Source organism: Actinomadura rayongensis (genome assembly GCF_009831215.1).
GTDB lineage: Bacteria > Actinomycetota > Actinomycetes > Streptosporangiales > Streptosporangiaceae > Spirillospora > Spirillospora rayongensis.
The window spans coordinates 531,600-556,414 of record NZ_WUTW01000002.1 but is presented as its reverse complement, the minus strand read 5'-3'; the positions used below and the strand labels follow the sequence as shown (position 1 = coordinate 556,414).

Annotated in this window: 21 protein-coding genes; 10 read left to right on the top strand and 11 right to left on the bottom strand. The window is 75.0% G+C overall.

The window, feature by feature from the left end; all coding sequences use genetic code 11:
- Nucleotides 1–74 precede the first annotated feature (74 nt).
- Nucleotides 75–812, top strand: coding sequence for a Clp protease N-terminal domain-containing protein (locus GQ466_RS11890; protein ID WP_161102926.1), 738 nt, complete (start codon nt 75–77; stop codon nt 810–812).
- Between the two features lie 22 nt (nt 813–834).
- The gene (locus tag GQ466_RS11885) at nt 835–1,371 is read left to right on the top strand and encodes a hypothetical protein (RefSeq protein ID WP_161102925.1); all 537 of its coding nucleotides are present in this window, start codon (nt 835–837) and stop codon (nt 1,369–1,371) included.
- A gap of 10 nt (nt 1,372–1,381) precedes the next feature.
- Here the strand turns inward: GQ466_RS11885 and GQ466_RS11880 are convergent, their stop codons facing one another.
- The 6 genes from GQ466_RS11880 to GQ466_RS11855 form a co-directional block, all read right to left on the bottom strand.
- Nucleotides 1,382–1,918 (bottom strand): YceI family protein, encoded by a 537-nt coding sequence (locus GQ466_RS11880; RefSeq protein WP_161102924.1) that lies wholly within the window; start codon nt 1,916–1,918, stop codon nt 1,382–1,384.
- Nucleotides 1,919–1,974: 56 nt separating this feature from the next.
- A complete protein-coding gene (gene erm, locus GQ466_RS11875) occupies nt 1,975–2,727 on the bottom strand; it encodes a 23S ribosomal RNA methyltransferase Erm (RefSeq protein WP_161102923.1) in 753 nt (250 codons plus the stop codon).
- Between the two features lie 163 nt (nt 2,728–2,890).
- Nucleotides 2,891–4,543 (bottom strand): DNA repair helicase XPB, encoded by a 1,653-nt coding sequence (locus GQ466_RS11870; protein WP_161102922.1) that lies wholly within the window; start codon nt 4,541–4,543, stop codon nt 2,891–2,893.
- Nucleotides 4,544–4,640: 97 nt separating this feature from the next.
- Nucleotides 4,641–6,974, bottom strand: a complete 2,334-nt coding sequence (locus GQ466_RS11865) for a helicase-associated domain-containing protein (RefSeq protein WP_161102921.1) — start codon at nt 6,972–6,974, stop codon at nt 4,641–4,643.
- Between the two features lie 70 nt (nt 6,975–7,044).
- Nucleotides 7,045–7,674: a TetR/AcrR family transcriptional regulator gene (locus tag GQ466_RS11860; RefSeq protein ID WP_202420395.1), complete on the bottom strand. Its 630-nt coding sequence runs from the start codon at nt 7,672–7,674 to the stop codon at nt 7,045–7,047.
- 44 nt (nt 7,675–7,718) lie between these two features.
- Nucleotides 7,719–8,063 (bottom strand): hypothetical protein, encoded by a 345-nt coding sequence (locus GQ466_RS11855; protein ID WP_202420394.1) that lies wholly within the window; start codon nt 8,061–8,063, stop codon nt 7,719–7,721.
- A 276-nt stretch (nt 8,064–8,339) separates the two neighbouring features.
- Here GQ466_RS11855 and GQ466_RS11850 point away from each other — a divergent pair, with 276 nt between their 5' ends.
- From GQ466_RS11850 to GQ466_RS11835, 4 genes are all read left to right on the top strand, one after another.
- The gene (locus GQ466_RS11850; RefSeq protein WP_161102920.1) at nt 8,340–8,981 is read left to right on the top strand and encodes a haloacid dehalogenase-like hydrolase; all 642 of its coding nucleotides are present in this window, start codon (nt 8,340–8,342) and stop codon (nt 8,979–8,981) included.
- 140 nt (nt 8,982–9,121) lie between these two features.
- A complete protein-coding gene (locus GQ466_RS11845; protein ID WP_161102919.1) occupies nt 9,122–9,517 on the top strand; it encodes a cold shock domain-containing protein in 396 nt (131 codons plus the stop codon).
- Nucleotides 9,518–9,574: 57 nt separating this feature from the next.
- Nucleotides 9,575–10,369, top strand: a complete 795-nt coding sequence (locus GQ466_RS11840; protein WP_337193431.1) for a DUF3027 domain-containing protein — start codon at nt 9,575–9,577, stop codon at nt 10,367–10,369.
- Nucleotides 10,370–10,376: 7 nt separating this feature from the next.
- Complete coding sequence (locus GQ466_RS11835) at nt 10,377–13,271, top strand: sacsin N-terminal ATP-binding-like domain-containing protein (RefSeq protein WP_161102918.1); 2,895 nt, start codon at nt 10,377–10,379, stop codon at nt 13,269–13,271.
- A gap of 48 nt (nt 13,272–13,319) precedes the next feature.
- Here GQ466_RS11835 and GQ466_RS11830 read toward each other — a convergent pair whose 3' ends face one another.
- On the bottom strand, nt 13,320–13,580 hold the full coding sequence (locus GQ466_RS11830; protein ID WP_161102917.1) for a DUF2530 domain-containing protein: 261 nt from the start codon (nt 13,578–13,580) through the stop codon (nt 13,320–13,322).
- A 246-nt stretch (nt 13,581–13,826) separates the two neighbouring features.
- Between GQ466_RS11830 and GQ466_RS11825 the strand changes: the two genes are divergently transcribed.
- The 3 genes from GQ466_RS11825 (at nt 13,827) to thpR (ending at nt 16,276) form a co-directional block, all read left to right on the top strand.
- Nucleotides 13,827–14,288 (top strand): MarR family winged helix-turn-helix transcriptional regulator, encoded by a 462-nt coding sequence (locus GQ466_RS11825; protein ID WP_161102916.1) that lies wholly within the window; start codon nt 13,827–13,829, stop codon nt 14,286–14,288.
- 17 nt (nt 14,289–14,305) lie between these two features.
- Nucleotides 14,306–15,541, top strand: coding sequence for an MFS transporter (locus tag GQ466_RS11820; RefSeq protein ID WP_161102915.1), 1,236 nt, complete (start codon nt 14,306–14,308; stop codon nt 15,539–15,541).
- 81 nt (nt 15,542–15,622) lie between these two features.
- Nucleotides 15,623–16,276 carry an RNA 2',3'-cyclic phosphodiesterase gene (thpR, locus tag GQ466_RS11815; protein WP_161102914.1) on the top strand — a complete coding sequence of 218 codons (654 nt, stop codon included), beginning with the start codon at nt 15,623–15,625 and terminating at the stop codon, nt 16,274–16,276.
- 199 nt (nt 16,277–16,475) lie between these two features.
- On the opposite strand, the gene GQ466_RS11810 is transcribed toward thpR, so the two are convergent.
- The 4 genes from GQ466_RS11810 to GQ466_RS11795 form a co-directional block, all read right to left on the bottom strand.
- Nucleotides 16,476–18,503, bottom strand: coding sequence for a hypothetical protein (locus GQ466_RS11810; protein WP_202420393.1), 2,028 nt, complete (start codon nt 18,501–18,503; stop codon nt 16,476–16,478).
- 23 nt (nt 18,504–18,526) lie between these two features.
- Entirely contained in the window at nt 18,527–19,543 is a 1,017-nt protein-coding gene (locus GQ466_RS11805; protein ID WP_337193430.1) for a hypothetical protein, read from the bottom strand.
- A gap of 154 nt (nt 19,544–19,697) precedes the next feature.
- A complete protein-coding gene (gene serC / locus GQ466_RS11800; RefSeq protein WP_161102912.1) occupies nt 19,698–20,834 on the bottom strand; it encodes a phosphoserine transaminase in 1,137 nt (378 codons plus the stop codon).
- Nucleotides 20,835–20,865: 31 nt separating this feature from the next.
- Nucleotides 20,866–21,213: a hypothetical protein gene (locus GQ466_RS11795; RefSeq protein ID WP_161102911.1), complete on the bottom strand. Its 348-nt coding sequence runs from the start codon at nt 21,211–21,213 to the stop codon at nt 20,866–20,868.
- A 78-nt stretch (nt 21,214–21,291) separates the two neighbouring features.
- On the opposite strand from GQ466_RS11795, the gene GQ466_RS11790 reads away from it, so the two are divergent.
- Nucleotides 21,292–24,129 (top strand): type 1 periplasmic-binding domain-containing protein, encoded by a 2,838-nt coding sequence (locus tag GQ466_RS11790; protein ID WP_161102910.1) that lies wholly within the window; start codon nt 21,292–21,294, stop codon nt 24,127–24,129.
- Nucleotides 24,130–24,815: the final 686 nt, after the last annotated feature.

Here is a 24,815-nt window from a genome sequence, read left to right as displayed (position 1 = left end):
CGTGCGGATCACCATGAATCCGGCAGGGTCAACTCGGGGTTGACGACCCAAGGGCGTCAACTTATGGTTGACGCATGGCGAACACTGACCCGGTCAAGGCGTCGGTACGGCTCGACGAGCTGATCGACGCCATCAAGACCGTCCACGACGACGCGCTCGAACAGCTCTCCAGCGCGGTCGTCGCCGCCGAGCACCTCGGCGACGTCGCGGACCACCTCATCGGCCACTTCGTGGACCAGGCGCGGCGCTCGGGCGCGTCCTGGACCGACATCGGCAAGAGCATGGGCGTGACCAAGCAGGCCGCGCAGAAGCGGTTCGTCCCGAAGCCGGCGGCGGACCTGGACCCGAACGAGGGCTTCAGCCGGTTCACGCTCCGGGCGCGCAACGCCGTCATGGCCGCGATGAACGAGGCGCGGGCGGCGGGCAACCCCGAGATCCGGCCCGAGCACCTGGTCCTCGGGCTGCTCGGCGACCCCGACTCGCTCGCCGCCAAGGCGATCGTCGCGCAGGACGTCGCGCTGGACGCCGTCCGGGAGGCCGCGACGGCGCGCCTGCCCGAGCGCGTGCCGGACGTCCCCGAACTCGTCCCCTACGACGCGAAGGCCCGCAAGGCCCTCGAACTCACCTTCCGCGAGGCGCTGCGCCTCGGCCACAACTACGTCGGCACCGAGCACGTGCTCCTCGCGCTGCTGGAGCAGGAGGGTGGCGACGGCGTCCTGTCCGGGCTCGGGATCGGCAAGGACGCCGTCGAGGAGCACGTCCGCGCGAGCCTCGCCGCCGTCCTCGCCGACCTGGAGAAGAACCGAGGGTGAACGGCCGGATACGCTTCGGCGGGTGAGCGAGAGCGACGACCTCCTGCGGCGGATCGAGTCCGACCGGACCATCGCGGACCTGCTGGCCTGGCCCGGGGACTTCGACATCGACCGCCGCGACCCCGTCGAGGACCTGCGCCTGCCCAACGGACGGCCGCTGCACCCCATCGCCGGGGACGCGGGCGGGGGGACCTACTTCCTCGTCGGCGACCCCGGCGACGCGGACCGGCCCGTCCTGTACGCCGACTCCGAGGGCAGCGCGGGCCTCATCGCGGCCGACCTCGCCGAGGCCGTCACGCTGGTCGCCTGCTTCCCCTACTGGCGCGACCTGGACCGCGACGCGACGGACGCGGACGTCGCCGAGCTGGAGGAGATCTTCCGGGAGGACGGCGACGAGTTCGACGCGGCCCGCGCCGAACTCCTCGCCGCCCTCGGCATCACTCCGCCCCCGCGAGAGGACGCCGTCGCCCGGCTCCACGCGGCCGTCGCGCGCACCGAGCCCGGCCACGTGCCGTCCGCGCCCGGCAACCCGCCGTACGAGGTGCTGTTCCACTACTGACCCGGACGGGTCAGACGGGCTCGGTGTACTGGACGTCGAGCTGGATCTTGATCTTGTCGCCGAGGAGCGCCTCGGCCGCGCCGAAGTTGATCCCGAAGTCCGAGCGCTTGATCTCGCCCGTGGCCTCGAACCCGGCGTGCCGGCCCGGCGTGCCCGGGAAGTCGCCGAGCCCGCCGAACTCCACGTCGAACGTGACGGACCGGGTGACGTCCCCGATCGTCAGGTCGCCGGTCAGCGTGCCCTCGTCGCCGTCGCGCTCGACGCGCGTGGAGCGGAACGCCAGCGTCGGCCGCTTCTCGACGTCGAGCAGGTCGGCGCTGAGGACGTGCGCGTCCCGGTCGGAGTTCCCCGTGTCGAGGGACGCGACCTTGACCTCGGCGGTGACGGTGATGTCGTCGCCGTCCACGGTCAGCGCCGTGTCGAACTCGCGGAAGGCGCCGCGCACCTTGGAGATCCCGAGGTGCCGGATCACGAAGCCCACCGACGAGTGCAGCGGGTCCACGGTCCACGTGCCGTTCTTCAGGGAAAGGTCCGTTGTCGTAGTCATGGCGAACAATCTGCCGCCGTACCGACCGGCCAGGAAGCCCGCGCCGAGGCTGGTAGTCACGGGGCCACCCTGAACAACGCGGCCCACTGCCGGGCGTCGAGGTCCTTGGGCAGCGCCCCGGCCGGTACCCGCTGCTCCCGCGCCCACCGCGCGACGTCCCGGCGGGGCAGCCCGGCGCGGACGGCGATCTCCGCGACCCCGCGGCCCCGGCCCGTGAAGATCGCGTGGACGAACGCCCGGTACTCCGCGCGGGACGGCACCAGCGGGCGGTCCCGGCGGCGCAGCGTCAGCAGCCCGCCGTCGACGGCGGGCGCGGGCCGGAACGCGCGGGCCGGGACGCGGCGCAGCAGCGCGAACTCGAACCACGGCCACCACTGCGCCGTCATCATCGAGGCGCCGCCGACCCCGGCCCGGCGCCGCGCGACCTCCCACTGGACGAGCAGGACCGCCGCCGTCCAGTCCGGCGCCCGCAGGATCCGGCGCAGCAGCGCGGTCGTGAGGTGGAACGGCAGGTTCCCGGCGAGGACGTGCGGGACGTCCGGCAGCCGGTGCCGCAGGAAGTCGCCGGTCACCACGCGCGCGGACGGCACGCGCCGCCGCAGCGCCCCGGCGAGCCGCGGGTCGATCTCGACCGCCGTCAGCGGCCGGCCGAGCCGCGCGAGCGGGACGGTCAGCGCCCCGCCGCCCGGCCCGATCTCCACGATCGGACCGGACGTGGCGGCGACGGCCGCGACGAACGCGTCGATGATCTCCCGTGAGACGAGGAAGTTCTGGCCCAGTTCATGCTGGCCCTGGACATGAGTGCGCAAGGAAGGCTCCGTGAGGGACCGCAAGGAGCCGGCGCAGCGCGAGACGGCCGCACCGGCGGGGACGCGGAGCGGCGGAGCGCGGAAAAAGGGAAGGGACGCCCGCCGCTAGGCGCGGCGCAGCCTTCCGGCCAGGGAGAAATAGGCACTCATGATGCGGACCAGGCTACAGTTCCCCGCCGGACAGGACGACATCCGCGTCCACGATGCGGTACGCGTAGCCCTGCTCGGCGAGGAAGCGCTGCCGGTGCGCGGCGTAGTCCTGGTCGAGGGTGTCGCGCGACACGACCGCGTAGAACCGCGCGCCCTGCCCGGACGCCTTCGGCCGCAGCAGCCGCCCGAGCCGCTGCGCCTCCTCCTGGCGCGACCCGTACGCGCCCGAGACCTGGACGGCGACGGTCGCCTCCGGCAGGTCGATGGAGAAGTTCGCGACCTTCGACACGACCAGCACGTTCAGCTCGCCGGACCGGAACGCCGCGAACAGCCGCTCGCGCTCCTTCACCCGCGTCTCGCCCTTGATCACCGGCGCGTCCAGCAGCGCGCCCAGCTCGTCGAGCTGGTCGATGTACTGGCCGATGACGAGCGTCTGCTCGCCCGCGTGCCGCTTCACCAGGGCCTCGACCAGCCGGGTCTTGGTGGCGGTCGTCGCGCAGAACCGGTAGCGCTCCTCGGGCTCGGCGGTGGCGTAGGCGAGCCGTTCGGCGTCGGTCAGCGTGACGCGGACCTCCACGCAGTCGGCGGGCGCGATCCAGCCCTGCGCCTCCATGTCCTTCCACGGCGCGTCGTAGCGCTTCGGGCCGATGAGCGAGAACACGTCGCCCTCGCGGTCGTCCTCGCGGACGAGCGTGGCCGTCAGCCCGAGCCGCCGCCGGGCCTGGAGGTCGGCGGTCATCCGGAAGATCGGCGCGGGCAGCAGGTGGACCTCGTCGTACAGCACGAGGCCCCAGTCGCGGGCGTCGAACAGCTCCAGGTGCGCGTAGGCGCCCTTCCGGCGCGTCGTCATGATCTGGTACGTCGCGATCGTGACGGGCCGGATCTCCTTCTTCGCGCCGGTGTACTCGCCGATCTCGTCCTCGGTGAGGGACGTCCGCTTGATCAGCTCCTGCTTCCACTGGTGCGCCGACACGGTGTTGGTGACGAGGATCAGCGTCGTCGCCTGGGCGCGGGCCATCGCGGCGGCGCCCACGACCGTCTTGCCGGACCCGCAGGGCAGCACCACGACGCCCGACCCGCCGTGCCAGAACGCGTCGGCGGCCTCGCGCTGGTAGGGGCGCAGCTCCCAGCCGTCCTCGGCCAGGTCGATGGCGTGCGCCTCGCCGTCCACGTAGCCCGCGCGGTCCTCGGCGGGCCAGCCGAGCTTGAGCAGCGCCTGCTTGAGCGCGCCGCGCTCGCTCGGGTGGACGAGCACCGCGTCGTCGCCCAGCCGCGCGCCGATCATGCCCTTGACCTTCTTGGCGCGCAGCACCTCCTCCAGCACCGACCGGTCCGACGACATCAGGACCAGGCCGTGCTCGGGGTGCTTCTCCAGCCGCAGCCGCCCGTACCGGGCCATCGTGTCGGCGACGTCCACCAGCAGCGCGTGCGGGACGGGATAGCGCGAGTGCTTGAGCAGCGCGTCCACGACCTGCTCGGCGTCGTGCCCGGCGGCGCGGGCGTTCCACAGCGCGAGCGGCGTGACGCGGTAGGTGTGGACGTGCTCGGGCGCCCGTTCGAGTTCGGCGAACGGCGCGATGTCCTTGCGGCAGGCGTCGGCGCCGGGATGGCCGACCTCCAGCAGCAGGGTCTTGTCGGACTGGACGATGAGCGGACCGTCGGTCACCGGCGAAGCCTCCGAATAAGGATGGGGACCGGGCTCACGCACGCTACCCCGTCGCGCGGCCCACCGGACCCAACGGCGGACGGCCCCCGTGTCTTCCCTAGCCCTCGTCCAGCTCGGTGACGCCGGTGATCCGGTGCAGCGCGAACCGGTGGACGGCCGCGCGCGTCGCGTCGTAGCCGGTGAGGAACCCGCCGTCCACCCGGACGGGCTCCACGATCCGGCTGGACGACTGCCCCTGCTGGTCCAGGTAGCCGATCCACACGCGCCGGCCGCGCTCGACGGCGCCGCGCAGCCGCTCCACGGTCGCCATCGCGGGGGAGCGGGGCGGCTCCCCGGCGGGCGCGGCGTACCGGGCGGCCTCGTCCCCGGCCCGCAGCGCGCGCACCGCCGCGTCGATCATGGCGGTGTCGGCGGTGCCCGGCCGCAGCCGGACGATCTCGGCGGACGGCGGCGGCTCGGCCCGGTGCGCGTCCGGCCGGGTGACGATCACCTCGCCGCCCGGATGCTCGGCGACCGGCGCGAGGCCGAGGTCGCGCAGCGCGTCCAGCAGCTCGGTGCGCGGCAGCGCGGACGCCAGCACGGTCGGGGCCAGCCGGAACAGCCGCAGCCCGGCGGCGCGGCGGTCGGCGAGGATCTCGTCCAGCGTCGCGGCGGCGTCGGTGCGGACGTAGGACGCCACCGACCCCACGCGGAGCTGCCCGTGCCGCCGCGCGACGTCCTCGATCAGGTAGGTCAGCGGCTGCGGCAGCGGCCCGGTCGCGTGGCGGCCGAGAAGTTCGGTCAGTTCGGCGGCGGTGCGGCCCGCGTCCAGCGCCCGCCGGACGGACGCGGGCGTGAACCGGTACACGGTCGCGCCGCCGGTCGACTCCACGTCCGCCGCGAGCGCCAGTTCCCGCGCCAGCTCGGCCACCAGCGGACCGGGCGCGACGGCGGTCAGGTCGGCCTGGATGAGGATCCGGTCCACCGGCTCGGGCAGCAGCGGCTCCAGCAGGGGTTCGGGGTCCTCGCCCGCGAGCAGCGCGCGGCCGAACGGGGACGGCTCGCCGAACCCGGTGACGCCGAGCGCGGCGGCCTCGCGCAGCGTCCAGCCGGCCATCCGGTCCCGGAACACGCCCCCGCGCCCGGCGTACCAGCGGGGCCGCAGCCACGCCAGCCGCGCCCGGACGGCGTCGGCGTCGGCGGACGTCCCGGGCGGCGCGCCGGCCAGCACCGCGAGCGCCGACCGGCGCAGGTCGGCCGCGCCGCCCCGCACGACGGCCTCGCTGAGCGCGTTGATCAGCCGGTCCCGGTCGTCGCGCTCGCCCGCGAGGCCGGGGACGCGGTCGGTCCGCAGCCAGCCGCGCGCCAGCTCCACCCAGCGTCCGGCGACGTCGCGCAGCAGCCACAGGTCGTAGGCGGGCGTCGGGACCCATTCGCCGTCCAGGTCGCCGCTGCGGGTCAGCAGCCCGGCGGCCAGGGCGGTCTCGGCGAGCAGCGCGGCCCGCCAGTCCTCGACGTCCAGCAGGGTCGCGGCGGCGCGCAGGTCGCGGACGGCGAGGCCCCCGCTGCGCAGCACCGGCACCGGCGCGAGGCTCCACCGCTCCAGCAGCTCCTCCACCAGCCGGACGGCCGTGAACGCCTCCCCGGCGGCGGCCGACGCGACCCGGTCCGGCCGGGGCTCGCCCGGCGCGGGCAGCGGCGGCGGGGCGTCGCAGGGCTCGGCGAACAGCCGTCCGCCGCGCAGGTGCAGGGCGATCTCGCGGGGCAGCGTGACGGTCCGGTCGTCCTCGGCGGCGAGCAGGCCGCGCGCCAGCAGCCGTTCGATCGGGGTGGCGGCGGTGTCGACCCGGACGGGCCGACGCGCGTCCGACACCCGTCCCGACGGCGGCCCCCACACCAGGCGCTCCAGCGCGGCGCGCGCCTCGGGGCCCGCGTCCTCGACGAGCGGGCCGGGGTCGGCGAGCAGTTCGGCGAGCCGGGCGAGCAGCCGGCCCGCGTCGGGGAAGCCGTTCTGCTCCTCGCCCGTCAGGTCGGCGACGAGGTCGGCGAGCCGCGCGGGCGGGTACCCGGCGAAGGCCTCGGCGATCGGCGGGCCGAGCCCGGCCGGATGGGGGACGGCCTGCCGGACGCCCGGCGCGGCGCGCGGCCCCTGGTCGCCCCACACCAGGGCGTTCTCGGTCAGCGTCGCGACGGCCTCGGCGACACGTTCGGGCGGCGCGGCGAGCGCGGTGGCCAGGTCGGTGCCGGGCAGGACGAGCACGGCCTCCAGCGTCGCGAGCGTGAACCGGTCCAGCCGGTCGAGGGCGCGGGAGATCGCGGCGGGGGTGGCGGCGCGGGCCGCGAGCGCGGCGAGGTCGGCCGGAACGGGCGTGACCAGTTCGGGCCGTGCGGACAGCAGCGCACGCAGGGCGTCGTCGTCGCGTGCGCGCAGCCAGTCCGCGAAGCTTTCCATCCGGCTCCAATGTAACGGCGCCCGGGAGCGGACCGTCCGTCCCGTCCCGGCGCGGCGTCCGGAACGCCGGTCAGGACGCCGGTTCGCGCGGCAGCCGGTCCGGGTCGGCCACCAGGCCCATGCCGAGCCGCGCCCAACTCGCCACGAAGCGCTTCTCGTCGATCCGGGTCGGCGGCTCGTACATCGACTCGTTGGCCAGCCAGTAGTTCACCACCGCCCCGCCGAGGATGGACGCGATGGCGGGCCAGTCCTCGTCGGCGCCCGCGAACTCCGGCTGCGCCGACAGCCAGGCGGCGATGCCGTCGTAGAGCGGGTTGACGATGCCCTCGCGCATCTCGGCGACGAGGTTCGGGAACTGGTCGAGGTCGCGGAACAGCACCCGGATGAGGTCCTGCTCCTCGCGCATCTTCGCCAGGCCCGCGTGGCACGTCATCTTCAGCCGGACCTGCAGCGGACGGTCCTCGTAGGCGGAGGCCCCGGCGAGCACCTCGTTGACCTGCTTGCGGGTGCGCTCGATGTGCTCGCGGATCGCCGACGCGAGCACCTCCTCCTTGGACCGGAAGTGCCGGTACAGGCCGCCCGCGCCCGGCGACAGGCCCGCCGCCGCCTCGATCTCGGCGACCGACGTCGCGGCGTAGCCCCGCTCGGCGAACAGGCGCAGCGATTCGGCCACGATCCGCTCGCGCGTAGAAGTCGTCATCGTCGTGTGTCCTCCGCAAGAACACTAAGGCATGGGTGCCCGGGTCACGGTGCGGCGCGACGGACCAGCGCGACGGCGATCCGGCCCGCCACGAGGTAGACGAGGGCGGCCAGGCCGTAGTTCACCGCGACGTCCATTTTCGGGTCGCCGGGCTGGAAGACGTCCACGAACTCCCACGCGAGGGTCCGTGCGGTGTCACCGAACCAGTCCACGATGGGGTTGCCGGTGTTGGCCTCGAACGCCACGAACACGATGTGGATCGCCAGCACCGCGACGACCAGCGTTGTGATGAGAGACACGGCCGTCGCGACATATCCGGCCGCCTTGCGGCGCAACGAGACCCCGGCCTTGCGGTGGGCCGCGCGGGTCGTGTCGGGTCGTTCGGTCATCGGGGCCTCGCCTCCGGGGGATCGGACGCCGTTTTGCCGCTCCGGGCCTTGGCGGTGACGTTGTTTTTCCAGGTCATACGGTTTTCGGAGGGGCGGTCGGGTAGGGGGGTGGATGCGGAGTCCCGCGTTCCTTCACTCGGATCCCGTCGCATCGCCACTACCGAGGGGACGCGGGATTCTGCTCTGTCCGGCGGATCGGGTCGGGTGAACCTACCCCGGCGACGTCCCCGCCGGGAATGGGCGGCGACGGGTTTGTCACGACCGTAAAGTGGTGGAGTGCCCACTGACGTCGCCGAAGTGTGCCGGGACGGATACTGCGTCGGGTTCGACCTCGACCTGACCCTCGCCGACACGCGCTCCGCCATCGCCGCCGTCTACGCCGCGCTGGCCGCCGAGACGGGCGTCGCGATCGACACCGAGGCCGTCGTCGGCCGCATCGGGCCGCCGCTCGAAGAGGAACTGGCCTACTGGTTCCCGGCGGCGCGGATCGCCGCGATGGCCGCCCGCTACCGCGCGCTGTACGCCGACGTCGCCGTGCCCGTCACGGCCCTGATGCCCGGCGCGCGGGACGCCCTGGCGCACGTCCGGGCCGCCGGCGGGCGCGTCGTGATCGTCTCGGGCAAGAACCAGGCCGACACCGAGCGGACCGTCCGGTTCCTCGGGCTGGACGCCGACGTCGTCGTCGGCGGCCTGTTCGGCGCGGACAAGGGCGTCGTGCTGCGCGAGCACCGCGCGCTGGCCTACGTCGGCGACCACACCGGGGACGTGGACGCCGCGCGCGCCGCGTCCGCCACGGCCGTCGCGGTCGCGACCGGGGCGTTCGGCGCGGCCGAGCTGACCGCGTACGGGGCGGACGTCGTGCTCCCGGACCTGCTCGCGTTCCCGGCCTGGCTCGGCGGGTTCCGCGTCCCGCAGTGAAGATCAACTAACGGGATATCCGGGTGCTTTCCGGGTGGTTCGCGGGTACGTTCTGTCCGTCCCCGGCGGCATTATGCCGGGGCGTGGCCTGACGCTAATCTTGAGGGCCGATCCAGGACGAGAGCTGAACGAGGTCTCCCGTGCCCACTGGCAAGGTGAAGTGGTACGACGCCGACAAGGGGTTCGGCTTCCTCACCCGTGACGACGGCGGTGAGGTCTTCGTGCATTCCTCGGCGCTGCCGGGCGGCGTCCCGACGCTCAAGCCCGGCCAGCGGGTGGAGTTCGGCGTCGTGGAGGGCCGGCGCGGGCAGCAGGCGCTGTCGCTGCGCGTCCTCGACACGCTGCCGTCGGTGGAGAAGACCATCGCCAAGCAGCGGCGCAAGAAGCCGGACGAGATGGTGCTGATCACCGAGGACCTCATCAAGCTGCTCGACGGGATCTCCGAGACCTACCGGCGCGGCAAGCACCCCGCCCCGGCCGAGGCCAAAAAGATCGCCACGGTCCTGCGCGCGGTGGCCGACGACCTGGCACCATAACCCGGCGCGGCGGGGCGGTGTGTCCGTTCGCGTCGTTCGATGGGTGAGAATTGAGGCGTGAGTCCACTGTCTCGGCCCAGTTCCGCTTCCGCACGCCGCACCCGTCCGCCCGCCGTCGATCCGGCCTGCGCGGCGGCCGTCGATCTCGCCCGCGCCGCCGCCGAGGAGACGGCCCGGCCCGGGAAGGTGGGCGACCATCTGGGGCTGCGCGCCGAGGCCGACCGGGTGGTGACCCACGCGTTCGCCTGCCTGGACCCGGCCTATCAAGGCTGGCACTGGGCGGTGACGGTCGCGCGGGCGTCCCGGTCCAAGGTCGTCACGGTGGACGAGTGCGTCCTGCTGCCCGGCGACGGCGCGCTGCTCGCGCCCGAGTGGGTGCCGTGGCTGGAGCGGCTGCGCCCCGGCGACCTCGGCCCCGGCGACCTGCTGCCGACCGCGCCCGACGACGTCCGGCTCGCGCCGGGGTTCGCCGCCGTGGACGACGAGCTGGACCGGCAGGAGCAGTACGAGCTGGGCCTCGGGCGCGTCCGGGTGCTGTCGCGCGAGGGCCGCGACGAGGCCGCCGCGCGCTGGTACGAGGGCCCGGCCGGGCCGCACGCGTCGATCGCCACCGCCGCGCCCGCGCAATGCTCCACCTGCGGCTTCTACGTGCTGATGGCGGGCGAGCTGCGGCAGATGTTCGGCGTGTGCGCCAACGAGTACGCGCCCGACGACGGCCGCGTCGTGTCCGCAGACCACGGCTGCGGCGCGCACTCCGAGGCGGTGTCGGTGCCGCTGGCGTCCGAGCACGGCCCGCCGGTCATCGACGAGCTGGGCTACGAGATCGTGGCGCCCGGCGACACCGGCGACTGACCGCGCCGTGGCCGACGACGACCCGTTCGGCACCGCCGGGCTCCGCGCCCGGGTCCTGCGCGCCTGGACGGAGTCCCCGGCGCGGTTCCGCGAGGACGCCAACACCGAGGAGGACCACGCCCTCGGCGGCTACCGCGACCGCGTCGTGGTGGAGCTGGCGCAGAACGCGGCCGACGCGGCGGCGCGCGCCGGGGTGCCGGGACGGCTCCGGCTCGTCCTGCGCGACGGCGCGCTGACGGCCGCCAACACCGGCGCGCCGCTGGACGCCGCCGGGGTCGAGGCGCTGTCCACCTTGCGCGCGTCGGCCAAACGCGGGCAGGACTCGGTCGGACGGTTCGGCGTGGGGTTCGCGGCCGTCGCCGCGGTGAGCGACCGGCCGTCCATCGTGTCGGCGGACGGCGGTGTGCGCTGGTCGGCGGCGGAGTCGCGGGCGCTCGTCGCCGCGATCCCGGCGCTGGCCGGCGAGCTGGAGCGCCGCGACGGCCAGGTGCCGGTGCTGCGGCTGCCCTTCCCTCTTTCGGCGGACGGCGTTCCGGACGGGTTCGCGACCGAGGTCCGGCTGCCGCTGCGCGACGAGGCCGCTCACGACGCCGTGGCGCGGCAGCTCGCCGCCGTCGGGCCCGCGCTGCTTCTGGCCCTGCCCGCGTTGGACGCCGTCGAGATCGACGTGGACGGGTCGCTGCGGACGGTCGTGCTGGACCCGTCCGCGTGGCGGACCGTCGCGGCGCACGGGACGATTCCCCCCGAACTGCTCGCGGACCGTCCGGTGGAGGAGCGGTCGCGGGCCACGTGGTCGGTGCGGTGGGCGCTGCCGGTGGACGGCGTGCTGCCCGAAGGGACCGCGTCCGTCCTGCACGCGCCGACGCCGAGCGACGAGCCGGTCGGCCTGCCCGCGCTGCTCATCGGGACGTTCCCCCTCAATCCGGACCGGCGCCGCGTCGCGCCCGGCCCGCTCGCCCGCTTCCTCGCCGAGCGCGCCGCCGACGCCTACGTGGACCTGCTGCGCGAGCTGGCCGGGGACCCGGCCGTGCTGGACCTCGTGCCGGGGCCGGTCGCGTCCGGCGAGGTGGACGCGGCGATCCGGCACGCGGTGCGGGAACGGCTGCCGGACGTCCCGCTGCTGCCCGGCGGCCTGCGCGGACGCGACACCACCGTGATCGACGGCCCCGGCCCGCTGCTGGACCTGCTCGGCGGGGACGTCGTGCCGAACCTGCTGCCGTCGTCCTGGCCCGCCCGGCACCGCGCGCTGACCGCGCTCGGCGTCCACCGCGCCGAGATCGCCGACGTCGTGGACGCGCTCGCCGCGCTCGACCGCGAACCCTCCTGGTGGCACGGGCTGTACGAGGCGCTGGCCGGGGTGCCCGCCGACGCGCTCGGGGCGCTGCCGGTGCCGCTTGCTTCCGGGCGCCTGGTGCGCGGGCCTCGGGGGCTGCTCGTCGCGACCGGCGCGGCGCCGCCCGGCGCGGACGTCCTGGACCTGCGGTTCGTCGACCCCGCCGCCGCGCATCCGCTGCTGCTGCGGCTCGGCGCGGTGGAGGCGGGGCCGCGCGAGGTGCTGACGAGCGCGCCCGTGCGGCGGGCCGTCGCCGAGTCGTTCGACGCCGACGATCCGGGCGCGGTCGCCGAGGCGGTGCTCGGGCTCGTCGCCGCCGCGCGGCTGGATCCGGGCGAGGAGGACTGGCTCGCCGACCTCGCGCTGGACGGCGCCGACGGCGACCTCTATCCGGCCGGTGAGCTGCTGTTCCCCGACAGCCCGCTGCAGGCGATCATGGCGGACGACGCGCCGTTCGGGATCGTCGCGGACGAGCTGCTGTCCCGGTTCGGCGCGGACGTGCTGGCCGCGTGCGGGGTGCTGGCGGGGTTCGCGCTCGTCCGGGCCGAGGACGTGGAGCTTGCCGACGCCTCCTTCGACCTGGACGGCGAGGAGGACTGGGCGGACGACGTGCTCGACCTGCTCGGGCCGGGGATGCCGCCGCTGGTGCCGGAGTTCCTGGCCGTCCGGGATCTCGAACTCGTGGCCGACTGGGACGCCGCGCTGCGCCTGCTCGCCGCTCCTCCGTGGCGCGCGGCGATCACCGAGCCGCTGCGGGTCGTCCACGACGGGCGCCGGGTCGAGGTGCCGTCGTACACGGCGTGGTGGTTGCGGCGGCATCCGGTGCTGGACGGCCGCCGTCCGGGCGGGTTCCGCGCGCCCGGCGCCGATCCGCTGCTCGCCGGGCTGTACGACCCCGCGCCGTCCGGGCTCGACCCCGAGCTGCTGCGCGCGCTCGGCGTCCGGACGTCGCTCGCCGCGCTGCTGGACGAACCGGGCGGCGCCGCCGAACTGCTGGACCGGCTCGCGGACCCGTCCCGTCCGGTGGACCGGACGGTGCTCGGCGCGCTGTGGACCGAACTGGCGCGCGTCCCCGGCCTGGAGGTGGACCCGCCCGAGCGCGTCCGCGCGATCGTGGACGGCGCGGTCGAGGTGGTGGACGCGGGGGACGCGCTCGTCCTGGACCGTCCGGACCTGCTCCCGCTGCTCACCGGCCAGCCGCTGCTGATCCCGGCGCCGGGCGACGCGGCGGCGCTGGCCGACGCGCTCGACCTGCCGCTCGCCGGGGACGAGGTCGCCGGGGAGATCGCGTCGGCCGGGGAGCGGCGGCCCGTCCCGGACGCGGCGCTCGCCGTGCTGCCGGACGCGCCCGCGTTCTACGTCGCGCACGACCCGCTGGTGGTGGACGGCCGCGCGGTGCCGTGGTGGACGGGCGACGGCGAGCCCCACGCGTCCGGGCCCGAGGGGCTGGCCCGCGCGCTCGCGTGGCTCACCGGCCGCTGGCCGGACCGGCTGCTCGTCGCGGCCGTCCTGCGCGACCCGGACGACCTGCCCACGCTGCTCGCCGAAGCGGACCTCGAAGACCGCTAGTCAGCGCCACCCCGACCAACTGTGTCTCCCCGACCGGCCAACCCCGACCTACCTCCCGGCGGACCGGCCTTTCGGTTCGGTCTGCCGGACGCGGGCGGACTGCAGCCGGGGGATGTACCACATCGCGAACAGGCCGATCGCGACGCCGACCCCGCACACCCAGAGCCACCAGCGGTCGTCCGCGGGCAGCCCGACGACGGCGAGGACGACCAGCGCGACGGCCCACGCGCCCGTCCCGACGGCCGCGATCTTGACGTCGTCGGTCGGCATCGGCGGCGGATCGGGCCGCCGCGCCCTCGGCTCGCTCATCGCCCGCCCCTCGTTCGCGCCTGCCATCGTCGCTTGCCAGGCAAAGCTCGTTGCGTGACAGGTTGCATGCGTGCAACATCGCCCAGGCTAACCGGCGGGGGTGACGGCCCCGTCGGGAGGCCCGTTCCCTGGCACGATGGAAGGCCAGCGGGAAGAGAGGGAAGAAGTCGGACGCCGTGTGACGGTATGGCGGAATACGTCCCCGCCAGATACCGTTAGCAAAGGCAATGACTTCTGCTAACGATCATGACGCCACCGACCAGCGACCGCCCGGCGGTCCCCACCCTGGCCGAGGAGCTGCGCATCTCGATCGCGCGGCTGTCCCGGCGCCTGCGCCACCTGCGCCTGGCCGAGCCGGGCACGGAGGACGAGCGCCTCTCGGTCACCCAGTTCGCCGCGCTCGCGGCCATCGAGCGGCACGGCTCGATGACGCCGGGGGAGCTGGCCCAGCACGAGAAGGTCCAGCCGCCGTCGATGACGCGGGTGATCGCCTTCCTGGAGGAGCAGGGGCTCGTGAAACGGGCGCCGCATCCGACGGACGGCCGTCAGGTCGTGATCAGCGCGACCCCGGCGGGCGGGGAGCACCTGACGCGGGAACGCCGCCGCAAGGAGGCGTGGCTGGGCCGGAGGCTGGCGGAGCTGAGCCCGGACGAGCGGGAGACCCTGCGCCGGGCGGCGCCGATCCTGGACAAGATCAGCCGAGCCTGAGCCCCGCCCGGGGCGGGATGTTCCGGTCGCTGCGCATCCCGAACTACCGGCGGTACGCCACCGGGACGGTCGTCTCCAACACCGGCACGTGGATGCAGCGCGTCGCGCAGGACTGGCTCGTCCTGGAACTCGCCGGCAAGAGCGGCGGCACGGCGCTCGGCATCACGACCGCGATGCAGTTCCTTCCGCTGCTGCTGTTCGGCCTGTGGGGCGGCGTCCTCGCCGACCGCTACCCCAAGCGCCGGCTGCTGATGATGACGCAGATCGCGATGGGGCTGCTGGCGCTCGTCCTCGGCCTGCTCGCAGTCACCGGCACCGCGCAGGTCTGGCACGTCTACGTGCTCGCGTTCGGCCTCGGCCTCGCGACCGTGGTGGACAACCCGGTGCGGCAGTCGTTCGTGGTCGAGATGGTCGGCAAGGAGGACGTCCCCAACGCCATCGCGCTCAACAGCGCCAGCTTCAACGGCGCCCGGCTGCTCGGCCCGGCCGTCGCGGGCGTGCTCATCGCCGCGTTCGGCACCGGCCCGGTGTTCCTGGTCAACGCGGCGTCGTTCGCGGCCGTCCTCGTCGGGCTGGCCCGGATGCGGACCGACGAGCTGCACATCGCCGACACCGTCCCGCGCGCCAAGGGCCAGCTCATCGAGGGCCTGCGCTACGTCAAGGGCCGCCGCGACCTGTTGATGACGCTCGTGCTCGTCGGACTCGTCGCCACGTTCGGCATGAACTTCCAGGTCACGATCGCGCTGGTCGCCCGGCAGGTCTTCCACACCGGGGCGTCGTCGTTCGGGCTCGCGTCGTCCATGCTGGCCGTCGGGGCGCTCACCGGCGCGCTGCTGGCCGCCCGCCGCACCGCCCGGCCCCGGCAGCGCGTGCTGCTCGGCGCCGCGCTGCTGTTCGGCGTGCTGGAGGCGCTGACCGGCCTCATGCCGACCTACTGGGCGTTCCTGGTGGTGCTCGTCCCGACCGGCATCGCGCTGATGACGTTCGTGACGTCGGCGAACGCGCGGATGCAGCTCGGCGTCGACCCCGCGATGCGCGGACGCGTCATGGGCCTCTACATGTTCGTGTTCCTCGGCACCAACCCGCTCGGCGCGCCCGCCGTAGGCTGGATGGCCGAACATCTCGGACCCCGCTCGGCCCTCGTCGCGTGCGGCGGGATCGCGCTCGGCGCGGCCCTGCTCGTCGGCCTGTTCATGGCGCCGCGCGGGTCCCTGGCGCCCGCCGTCCGGCGCGTCCTGCGGACGTCCGCCTGACGGGCGGCTTGACGGGAAGTCCCCCGTGGACATCAGGTACGGCGGGTGCGAGGCTGAGCCTGTGCCGGACCCGGAGCGTGGATGAGACTGTTCGCGGCGCTCGTTCCGCCGCCCGCCGTGCTGGACGCCGTGGAGCGCTTCACCGCGCCGCTGCGCGCCGGAACACCGGCCGAGCCCACAGATGCGAAGGCCTCCGGGCCCGGTCGGGCCCGCCCGCCCGGCGAAAGCACGTCACCTGAGCTGCGCTGGATCGACCGCGACCTGCTCCACGTCACCCTCGCCTTCTTCGGCGACCTGGACCCGAGCGCACTGGACGTCCTCATCCCCAAACTGGAGCGGGCAGCCGAACGCCACCCCTGCATGCGCCTGACACTGGCCGGAGGCGGCGCGTTCCCCCTAGGCGGCCAGTACGCCCGCGTCCTGTGGGCGGGCCTGTACGGCGACCGCCGCGCCCTCGCCGGACTGGCCGCCGCGACCGCCGCCGCTGGCCACCACGCGGGCGCCGCCCCCGACCACCACCGCGACCAACACCGCGCCTACCGCCCGCACCTCACACTCGCCCGCAGCCGAGGCCCAGTGGACGTCCGCCCACTCCTGGAACCCCTGGCCACCTTCGCGACCAAACCGTGGACGGCCGAAGAATTCCACCTCATCCACAGCCACCTACCCGCCCCCGACCGCCCCCACCCCGAGTACGAACCCCTGGCGACCTTCCGCCTGTGCGGAACGGCCTAGGCCACACCCCGAGACCCTCAACAAGCACCCCTCACCCTGCGCGGGGCGTCCGCCCAGCCCGGCGGCCCGGGCCACTCAACGGGCACCGCTCACGCTGCGGGACGTCCGCCCAGCCCGGGAGGTCGGGACTCTCGACGGGCGCCGCTCAGGATGCGCGGGGCGTCCGCCCAGCCCGGGAGGGCGGGGCTCTCAAGGGTGCTTACAGTTCCGGCGGGGGTGGGACGGGGCGGGCTTCGTCCGGCGGGCCCCACGGTAGGCCGTAGCGTTCGCACGCGCGGCGCAGTTCGCGCAGGTCCGGGGGGAACGTCACCTGGCGGAGGACGCGGCCGGACGGTCCCCAGACGACGAGGCGGGGCATCCGGTCGCCGGACTCGTCGATGCCGACGCCGCCGACGCGCTCGCGGGCGAGGTCCCACTCGACCCGGCCGCGCCGCGTGACGACCGCGACGCCGTCCACCGACACCTTGAGCTGCGCCCGGTTGCGGTCGTACAGCCACGAGCCGGCGAGCGCGGCGACGAGCCCGGCCGGGACGGACCAGCCCGCCGTCCGGGCGAACCCGCCGAGGTCGGGGCCGATCCACAGCGCGCCGAGCACCGCGACGACCTCGCACAGCAGCACGCTGAGCGCGGCGGCGAGGATCCGGGAGCGGCGCGTCGCGTCCAGCAGGACGCCCGGCGCGGGCTCGGGACGCGGCGCGGGCTCCGGCTCGGGCACCGACAGCGCCGACACCGCCGCGTGGAACGCCGCGCTCATGTACGCGTCGTACTCGGCGTCGGTGACGGGCAGGCCCGCCTCCCGCGCCTTCTCGCGCAGGTCCGTCCGGGAGATCCGCAGGGCTGACAGGGGGGCGGCGAAGAACTCGTCGCCGTCGGTGTCGTAGAGGCGCACCCACGCGTGGCCGCTGATCGTCAGCAGCTCGACGCCGCCGATGCGGTCCTCGGGCATCCGCAGCACGACGTCGCCCGCCGCGTCCGCCCAGCCGAGCCCGCCGTCGGCGACGACGAGCCGCCCGCCGGGGACGCGCGCGAAGATGTCGGGCAGGCCGTCCACGCCGTAGTGGGGGAGGCGGGGCGGCGGCGCGCCCGGCGTGATCACCGTGTAGCCGTGCTCGTCGAGGGCGTGCGCGAGCTGGAAGGCGTCCATGCCGTGCGCGGGCAGCCGCGCGATCAGGTCCAGGCCGTGGTCGAACACCAGCACCGACAGCTCGGTCGCGCGCGGCGCCCCGGTCAGCGGGTCCGGTCGCAGCCCCGGCCCGACGATCACCGCCGCGACGCGGGACGCGGCGATCGTGATCCGGCCCGCGCCGCGCCGCCGGGACTCGGCCGGACGGGACCGCACCGCCAGGCCCTCGGCCGAGATCGTCCACTCGACCCGGCCGGCCGTCAGCAGCCGCCGCCGCGCCAGCAGCCCCGCCGCGCTCGCCATCAGCGCCCAGCAGCCCGCCGCGATCCGGTCGCCGATCGCGTCCGCGCCGTCCACCGCGACCCGCGCGACCATCGCCACGCCGATCAGCGCCGCCAGCACGCCGAGCACGACGATCCGGCGGCGGCTCGGCCGGGGCGCGGGCGAGGCCAGCCGCACCGGCCGCGCGCCGCGCTCGGGATCGGGGACGGTCGCGGGCTCGTGCGCCGCCGCCAGCAGCCGCGCCTCCTGGTCCAGCAGCCGCTGCTCGGCGGCCTGGTCGCGGGGCAGCGGGCCGAGCCCGGTGAGGACGGTGTCACCCGTCGGAAAGCGAGGACTCTCGTCGGCGGCCGGGTCGAGGAGGTCGGCGGAGTCGCCGTCCAGCACATGGACCGGGATGCCGAGCCGCCGCGCCGCGACGAACAGCGCGATCGGCTCCATCCCGAGCGTCGCCAGCGGACCGGCCGCCGTCCGGCCGAACTTGTGGAAGACCGTCAGGACGTCGTCGCCCGTCGTGATCGCCAGGCCCTCGATCCGGGACCGCTCGTACCGGACCAGGCTCAACCCGCCGGGACCGACGCGCTCCAGGCCGTCCGCCGACAGCCGCCAGTACGGCCGGTGCCGGCGCGGACGCGCGTCCGGGACGGCCCCGAGCGCCCACGGGACCGCCGCGACGACGGTGATCAGCCCGGCCCACAGCCACACCGGGCGGATCGGCGGCAGCGCGAGCACCACCGCGAGCAGCGTGAACGGCCCCGCCGCGACCGGCCGCCACCGTCCACCCGGCCCGCGCAGGCCCGCAAGCTCATGCTCCACAGTCCGCATCCTCACATGTGTCCCGCCGCGCGTCAGGATTTCCTGCGCACCAGTCCATAGCCGACGAGCGCGGCGATCCCGAGGATCAGGGCCAGCGCGACCCGCCGTCCGGACGCGTCGAGCCGGCCGTCCTCGGCCTTGGTGTCCTTTCTGGGCGATGTGCTCGGGGACGGCGCCGCCGGGCGCAGCTCCGGGTCCAGCGGGACCCGGTAGACCGGCTGGTCCGAGCCCTCCGAGCCGACGAGCACCGCCGTCCCGTCCCGCGTGTAGGTGATCGACTCGCCCTGCTTCTGCGCGGGCAGGGCCAGCGAGCCGAGCGATTTGCCCGGCTTTCCGTCGGGTTTCATCGTGTAGAGCCGGGCGCCGAAGTACGTCCGGATGACGAAGCTGCGGCCGTCCGGCGCGAACGCCCCGTCCGTCGCGATGGCGGGGGCGCCGCCGACCTTGCGCAGCGTGTTGAACCCGCGCGTGCGCAGTTTCGGGGGCGCGGCGTACAGGGACGCGCCGAACAGCTTGCTCGCGATGTAGAGCCGGTTCGTGCGCGGGTCGATCATCATCGTCTCGGCGTTGCGCGGGCCGTCCTCGTACTTGAACCGGAACGCCGTCGCCCGGACGGTCTGCGACCGCAGCTCGGCCGGCTCGGGGATCCGGTAGACGGTCACGTACGGCCAGGCGCCGCCCAGATTGTCGCCGATGTCGGCCACGAAGACGCAGGGACGGCCCCGCTCGTCCCGTCCGGTCGCCATCGCCTCCCAGTCGCGGGCGGTGGCCCCGGCCAGGCGCAGCGTGGCGCGCGTCCGGCCGTCCGGGCCGAGCGCGTAGATCACCGGCTGCCCGCCCGAGTCGTTGTGCGTGTAGAGCACGCCGGGATGCCGCGCGCTGACCGCCAGCCCGCTGGCCTCGGTGATGCGCGGATCGGTGACGCGGAACACGACGGTGGACTTCACGTCGTCCGCCGCCGCGCCGGTCGCCGCGACCGGCACCAGCAGCCCCGCCGCCACGGCCCCGGCCCCCGCCCGGCGCAGCGCTCCCCTCGCCCCGGCGGTCACTTCAGCAGCGCACCGACGACCACGGCCAGCACGAGCGCGGTCAGGACGGCGGGGAGCAACCATTGGGGCGCGCGGTTCACGGAAACGAGCTTATTCGGCCACGCGCGCGCCCCGAACCGGTCCCCGTCCCGTACGGACGGGGACCGGCGCGGCGTCAGAGCCGCTCGACCACGTAGTCGATGGACGCGGTGAGCGCCTCGACGTCCGCCGGGTCGATCGCCGGGAACATGCCGACGCGGAGCTGGTTGCGGCCGAGCTTGCGGTACGGCTCGGTGTCCACGATCCCGTTGGCGCGCAGGACCTTCGCGACGGCGGCGGCGTCCACGGTGTCGGCGAAGTCGATCGTCCCGACGACCTGGGAGCGCTTGGCCGGGTCGGCGACGAACGGCGTCGCGAACTGCGACTTCTCCGCCCACGTGTACAGCCGCTGGGACGAGTCGGCCGTGCGGCCCGTCGTCCAGGACAGGCCGCCGTTGGCGTTCATCCACTCGATCTGCTCGGCGAGCAGCAGCAGCGTGGCGACGGCCGGGGTGTTGTACGTCTGGTCCTTGGCGGAGTTGTCCACCACGGTCGACAGGTTGAAGAACTCCGGGACGTACCGGTCGGACGCGGTGATCTCCGCGATCCGCGCCAGCGCCGCCGGGGACGCCAGCGCGACCCACAGGCCGCCGTCGGCCGCGAAGCACTTCTGGGGGGCGAAGTAGTAGACGTCGGTCTCGCTGACGTCCACGGGCAGGCCGCCCGCGCCGGACGTCGCGTCCACCAGGACCAGCGCCTCGTCGGCGGAGGTGCCCGCCGGACGGCGGATCGGCATCGCGACGCCCGTGGACGTCTCGTTGTGGGTGAACGCGTACACGTCCACGCCCGCCTCGGCGGCGGCCTCGGGGTGGTCGCCGGGGTCGGCGGAGATCACCGACGGGTCCGCCAGCCACGGCGCGCCCTTGGTGACCTTGGCGAACTTGCTGGAGAACTCGCCGAACGTCAGGTGCTGGGAACGGTCCCGCACGAGGCCGAACGCGGCGGCGTCCCAGAACGCCGTCGTGCCGCCGTTGCTCAGCAGGACCTCGTAGCCGTCCGGCACCGAGAACAGCTCAGCGAGGCCCGCGCGCACCCGTCCCACCAGGGACTTGACGGGCTTCTGCCGGTGCGACGTGCCCATGTACGTGGACCCGCTGTCGGCGAGCGCGGCGAGCTGCTCGGGACGCACCTTGGACGGCCCGCAGCCGAACCGGCCGTCGGCGGGCTTGATGGCGTCGGGGATGGCAATGGCTGGATTCGCGCTGTCGGTCACGCACAGGAGGGTACTTGAGCTGCGTCCTAGATCACTCTGCTCCCCCCGGCCTGGAGCGCCGGCGCAGGAAGGGGAGGGCGAGGACGGCCAGGCCGCCGACGCACAGCGCGGCGATCACCGCGGGCGGGTAGAGCCACGGGTCGCCCTTGGCGTGGGCCTCGATCGCGGTCCGCACCGAGTCCTGCGCGAGGAAGACCAGCAGCAACGCGGCGAGGCAGCGCGCGGCGAGCCCCGCCCGCGCGTTGGTGCGGCGGCGGCGCCGCTCCCGCTCGGCCTCGTGGGCGCGCAGCTCGTCCCGGACGGCCGTCGGCGGGGTCTCCGTGGCCTGCGCGGCGGGGCCGATGTCCCCTTCGAGAGGTTCTTCCGTGGCATCGGTCACGGTTCCATGATGGCAAATGCGGTTGGGTGCCCGGGAACGCCTGATCTGATCACCTCGGCGGGCCGGGGAGGACGAGCCATGAGCATGAGCGGCGCCGAGCCGTGGCGGGACCGGCTGGAAGGGCTGGAAAGCCTGTTCGAGCGGCTGCGCGAACGGCCGCGCGCGCGGACCGGGGACCGGCTGCGGCCCCTGCTCGTCCTGCGCGGCACCGACGAGGACGACCATCTCGTCACCCACCAGCTCGTCGAGCGCTGCCGCGTGGACGGCGGCCCGGTCGGGCACCTGGCGGGCGAGGACGGCGCGCGGGACCTGCCGCTCGTGCTGCGCCATCTCGTCCGGCAGCTGTCGTCGGGCACCCGCCGGGGCGAGCCCGCGCTGCGGTTCCCGCTGCTCAGCATGGCGCTGTGGCTGCTGGAGGTCCGCGGGATGCGGCTGCTCCAGGACGGCGCCGGACGCGGCGGCAACGCGGCGTCCAGCGCGCAGCGGCAGGCGTGGCGGGTCGCCGGGGAGCTGGCCGCCGCCGAGGAGGAGGCGCACCGCCGCCGGATCCTGCGGCGCGGGCTGCTGCGCCGCCGCCAGATCGTCGTGCCCGGCGAGCGGCCCGGCCAGCAGGGACGGCTCGCGTCCGCGCTCGGGCACCTGGAGCAGGTCGCGCCGATCGGGGTCGCGCTGGTCGCGCTGGCGTCCACGACGATCGCGAGCGTGGTGGACCTCGCCGCGGCGCTGCTCGTCGGGGCGCTCGGCCTGTCGGCGATCGCCGGGCAGGTCGCCGCCCGCACCCGCGACCGCGCCGGACGCCGCCGCTATCACTGGTTCACCTCGGAGAAGCAGACCTATCTCCGGGGCAACAGGTCCGACGACTTCCTCGGCTTCGCGCTCGACCTCATCTACCGGGACGAGCCGCGCGCCGGACCGGACGAGACCGTCGAACGCCTCCTCGTCGCCGCCTTCCTCCAGGACCTGCGGCAGGCGTACCGGCGCCGGCCGCTGCGCCGGGCCGCGTGGGCGCGCGTCCGCTATCCCGTCGTGGTGCTCGGCCCGTTCGCCGCGGGCGCCGGGGAGCCCGCGCGGCGGTTCGTCGAGCGCGTCGAGGAGATCCGCCGCGCCGAGCTGCGGTTCGACCCGCTGGTGCTGGTCGTCGCGGTCACGTCCGAGGAGGAGGCCGCGCGGATCGCCGACGCCGTCCGGATCCCGCTCGGCGACACCGGCGCGGTCGACCTCGGCGACCTGCGCGAGACGCCCGACGGGCAGCCGTTCTGGCACGGGTACGAGAACGAGCGGCGGCGCGCGTCCGTCCAGGGCACCCGCCGGACGATCCGGGTGGACCTGCGGCGCGGCGACGGCGCGTCCACGCTGCCGGTCTTCCGGGGCCGGCGGCGGCCCCGCGTCGCGCATCCGGCGCTGCCGTGGCTGGCGATGGGCGTGATCGTGGCGGCGTCGGTCGCGGTGATCTCGTTCGAGGCCGTCCGGTACTGCGTCCCGTTCGACGTGTGGCGGGCCGGGAACGGCGAGTGCGTCGGGATCACCGACGGGTCCAAGGTGTTCGCCGGCCGGCTCGCGGCGGTCGAGGGGCGCATCCGGCGGCAGAACGAGGCGGTCGTCGGCTCGGGCAAGCCGTACGTGACGGTCGTCTACCTCGGCGCGATGACCGTCGACCCGGCCGACACCAACCCGCAGGCCCAGCTCATGGCCGACACGCACGGCGAGCTGATCGGGCTGTCGATGGCCCAGCAGGAGCGCAACGCCAACGGCGGCCTGCCGCAGCTCCGCATCCTGCTCGCCAACGCCGGATCACGGTTCCGGTACGGCGCGGACGTCGCCGCCCGCATCCGCGACCTGGCCGCCCGCGACCGGCACGTCGTCGCGGTCGTCGGGTTCGCGCAGAGCATGCGGCAGACCAACGACGCGATCGACGTCCTCGGCCGGTCCGCGCTGCCCATGATCGGCACGGCGAGCACCTTCGACGGGATGGGCGAGCAGGACGGCCGCTTCTCGCCGTACTACTTCCGCCTCGCGCCCCCGAACCGCCGCGAGGCCGAGGTCGCCGCGTACTGGGCCAACAGCGGACGGCTCAGCGTCGGCAACGGCCCGGGGACCCGCGCCAAGCGCGCCGACGTGTTCTACGACTCCCGCCCCGACGACCTCTACACCCGCAACCTCGCCGCCGACTTCGCCCGCGCCTTCCACGGCACCGTCACCCAGCGGCCCTACTCCGACCCGAGCCAGCTCCCCGGCGCGGTCATCGAGGCGTGCAAGAACGACGCCGACCTCTTCTACTACGCGGGCCGGTCCCAGGAGTTCCGCCTGTTCCTCGACCGGATCGCCAACACCGGCTGCGGCGGGCGCCGGATCGTCCTCGCCGACGACGACGTGATCATCTACGTCAGCGACAACGCCGCCGACCTCGGCCGCAACCAGTCCGTCCGCCTCTACGTCACCCCGCACGCCGCCCGCGAGGAGTGGACGCCGCCGTGGGTGGGCCCCGGCTACGGCGTGCACACCTTCTTCAGCTCGTTCGACACCGTCGTGGACCGCCTGGTCGGCCCGCACGCCCCCGCCAACGAACGCCCGTCGCTCTCGCACGCGGCTCTGGGCTTCGACGCCGTCCTGGCCGTCGTCAACGCCGCCGAACGCGTCTACGGCGAACACGGCCGCACACTGCCGTCCTCGGCCGCCGTCCTCTCCGAACTGACCCAGCCCGGCCCCGGCGCCCGCCCGCAAGGCGCCACCGGCCCCCTGACCTTCGGCTCCCGCGACGGAGGCCACGAGGTAGAAGACAAACCCGTCCTGCTGACCCGCCTGGAAGACGGAGGCCGCCTGACCCTGGTGGCCATGTGCGGCGACCTCCTAGCCGGCCGCCGAAACGACGCCCACCCGACCCTCTGCCCACCCCGCACCACAAAACCCTCCACGTGACGCGCCCCACCACAGCCGAGACCCCACCCGCCCCACACGGCTGGGCCGCCGCACCACAACACCAAGGCTCCGCCCGCCGCAGCCACCAAGCCACCGCCGCCCGCCCACGCCCGCGATGCCCGCCCACGTCCGCCCGCGCCTGCCCGCGTCCGCTGACGCCCGCCGAGGTCCGCCGAGGCCCGCCCGCCCACGCCCGCGATGCCACCGACGTCCGCCCACGTCCGCCCACGTCCGCCCGCGTCCGCCTGGGTCCGGTCACGTCCGCCGGAGTCCGCCCCCTGTCCGCCGCGCCCGTCCCCTCCGCCGACGCCCGCCCACGTCCGCTGAGGTCCGCTGAGATCCGCCCGCGCCCCCCTCGCTCGCCGACGTCCGCCGACTTTCGCGATGCCTGCCGGCGCCTGCGGAAGTCCGCCTGCGTCCGCTCACGTTCGCCCACGCCTGCCCACGCCTGCCGACGCCTGCTGTCGCCCGCGTCCGCCGACGTCCGCCGACGTCCGCCCGCGTCCGCCCGCGTCCGCCCGCGTCCGCCCGCGTCCGCCCGCGTCCGCGACGCCCACCGACGCCTGCTGATGTCTGCCGACGCCCGACGCCCGACGCCCGACGCCCGCCGACGTCCGCGGGCGTTCGCGACGCCTACCGACGCCTGCGGGCGTCCGCGGCGCCTTGCTCGCGTCGTGCCGCTGTCC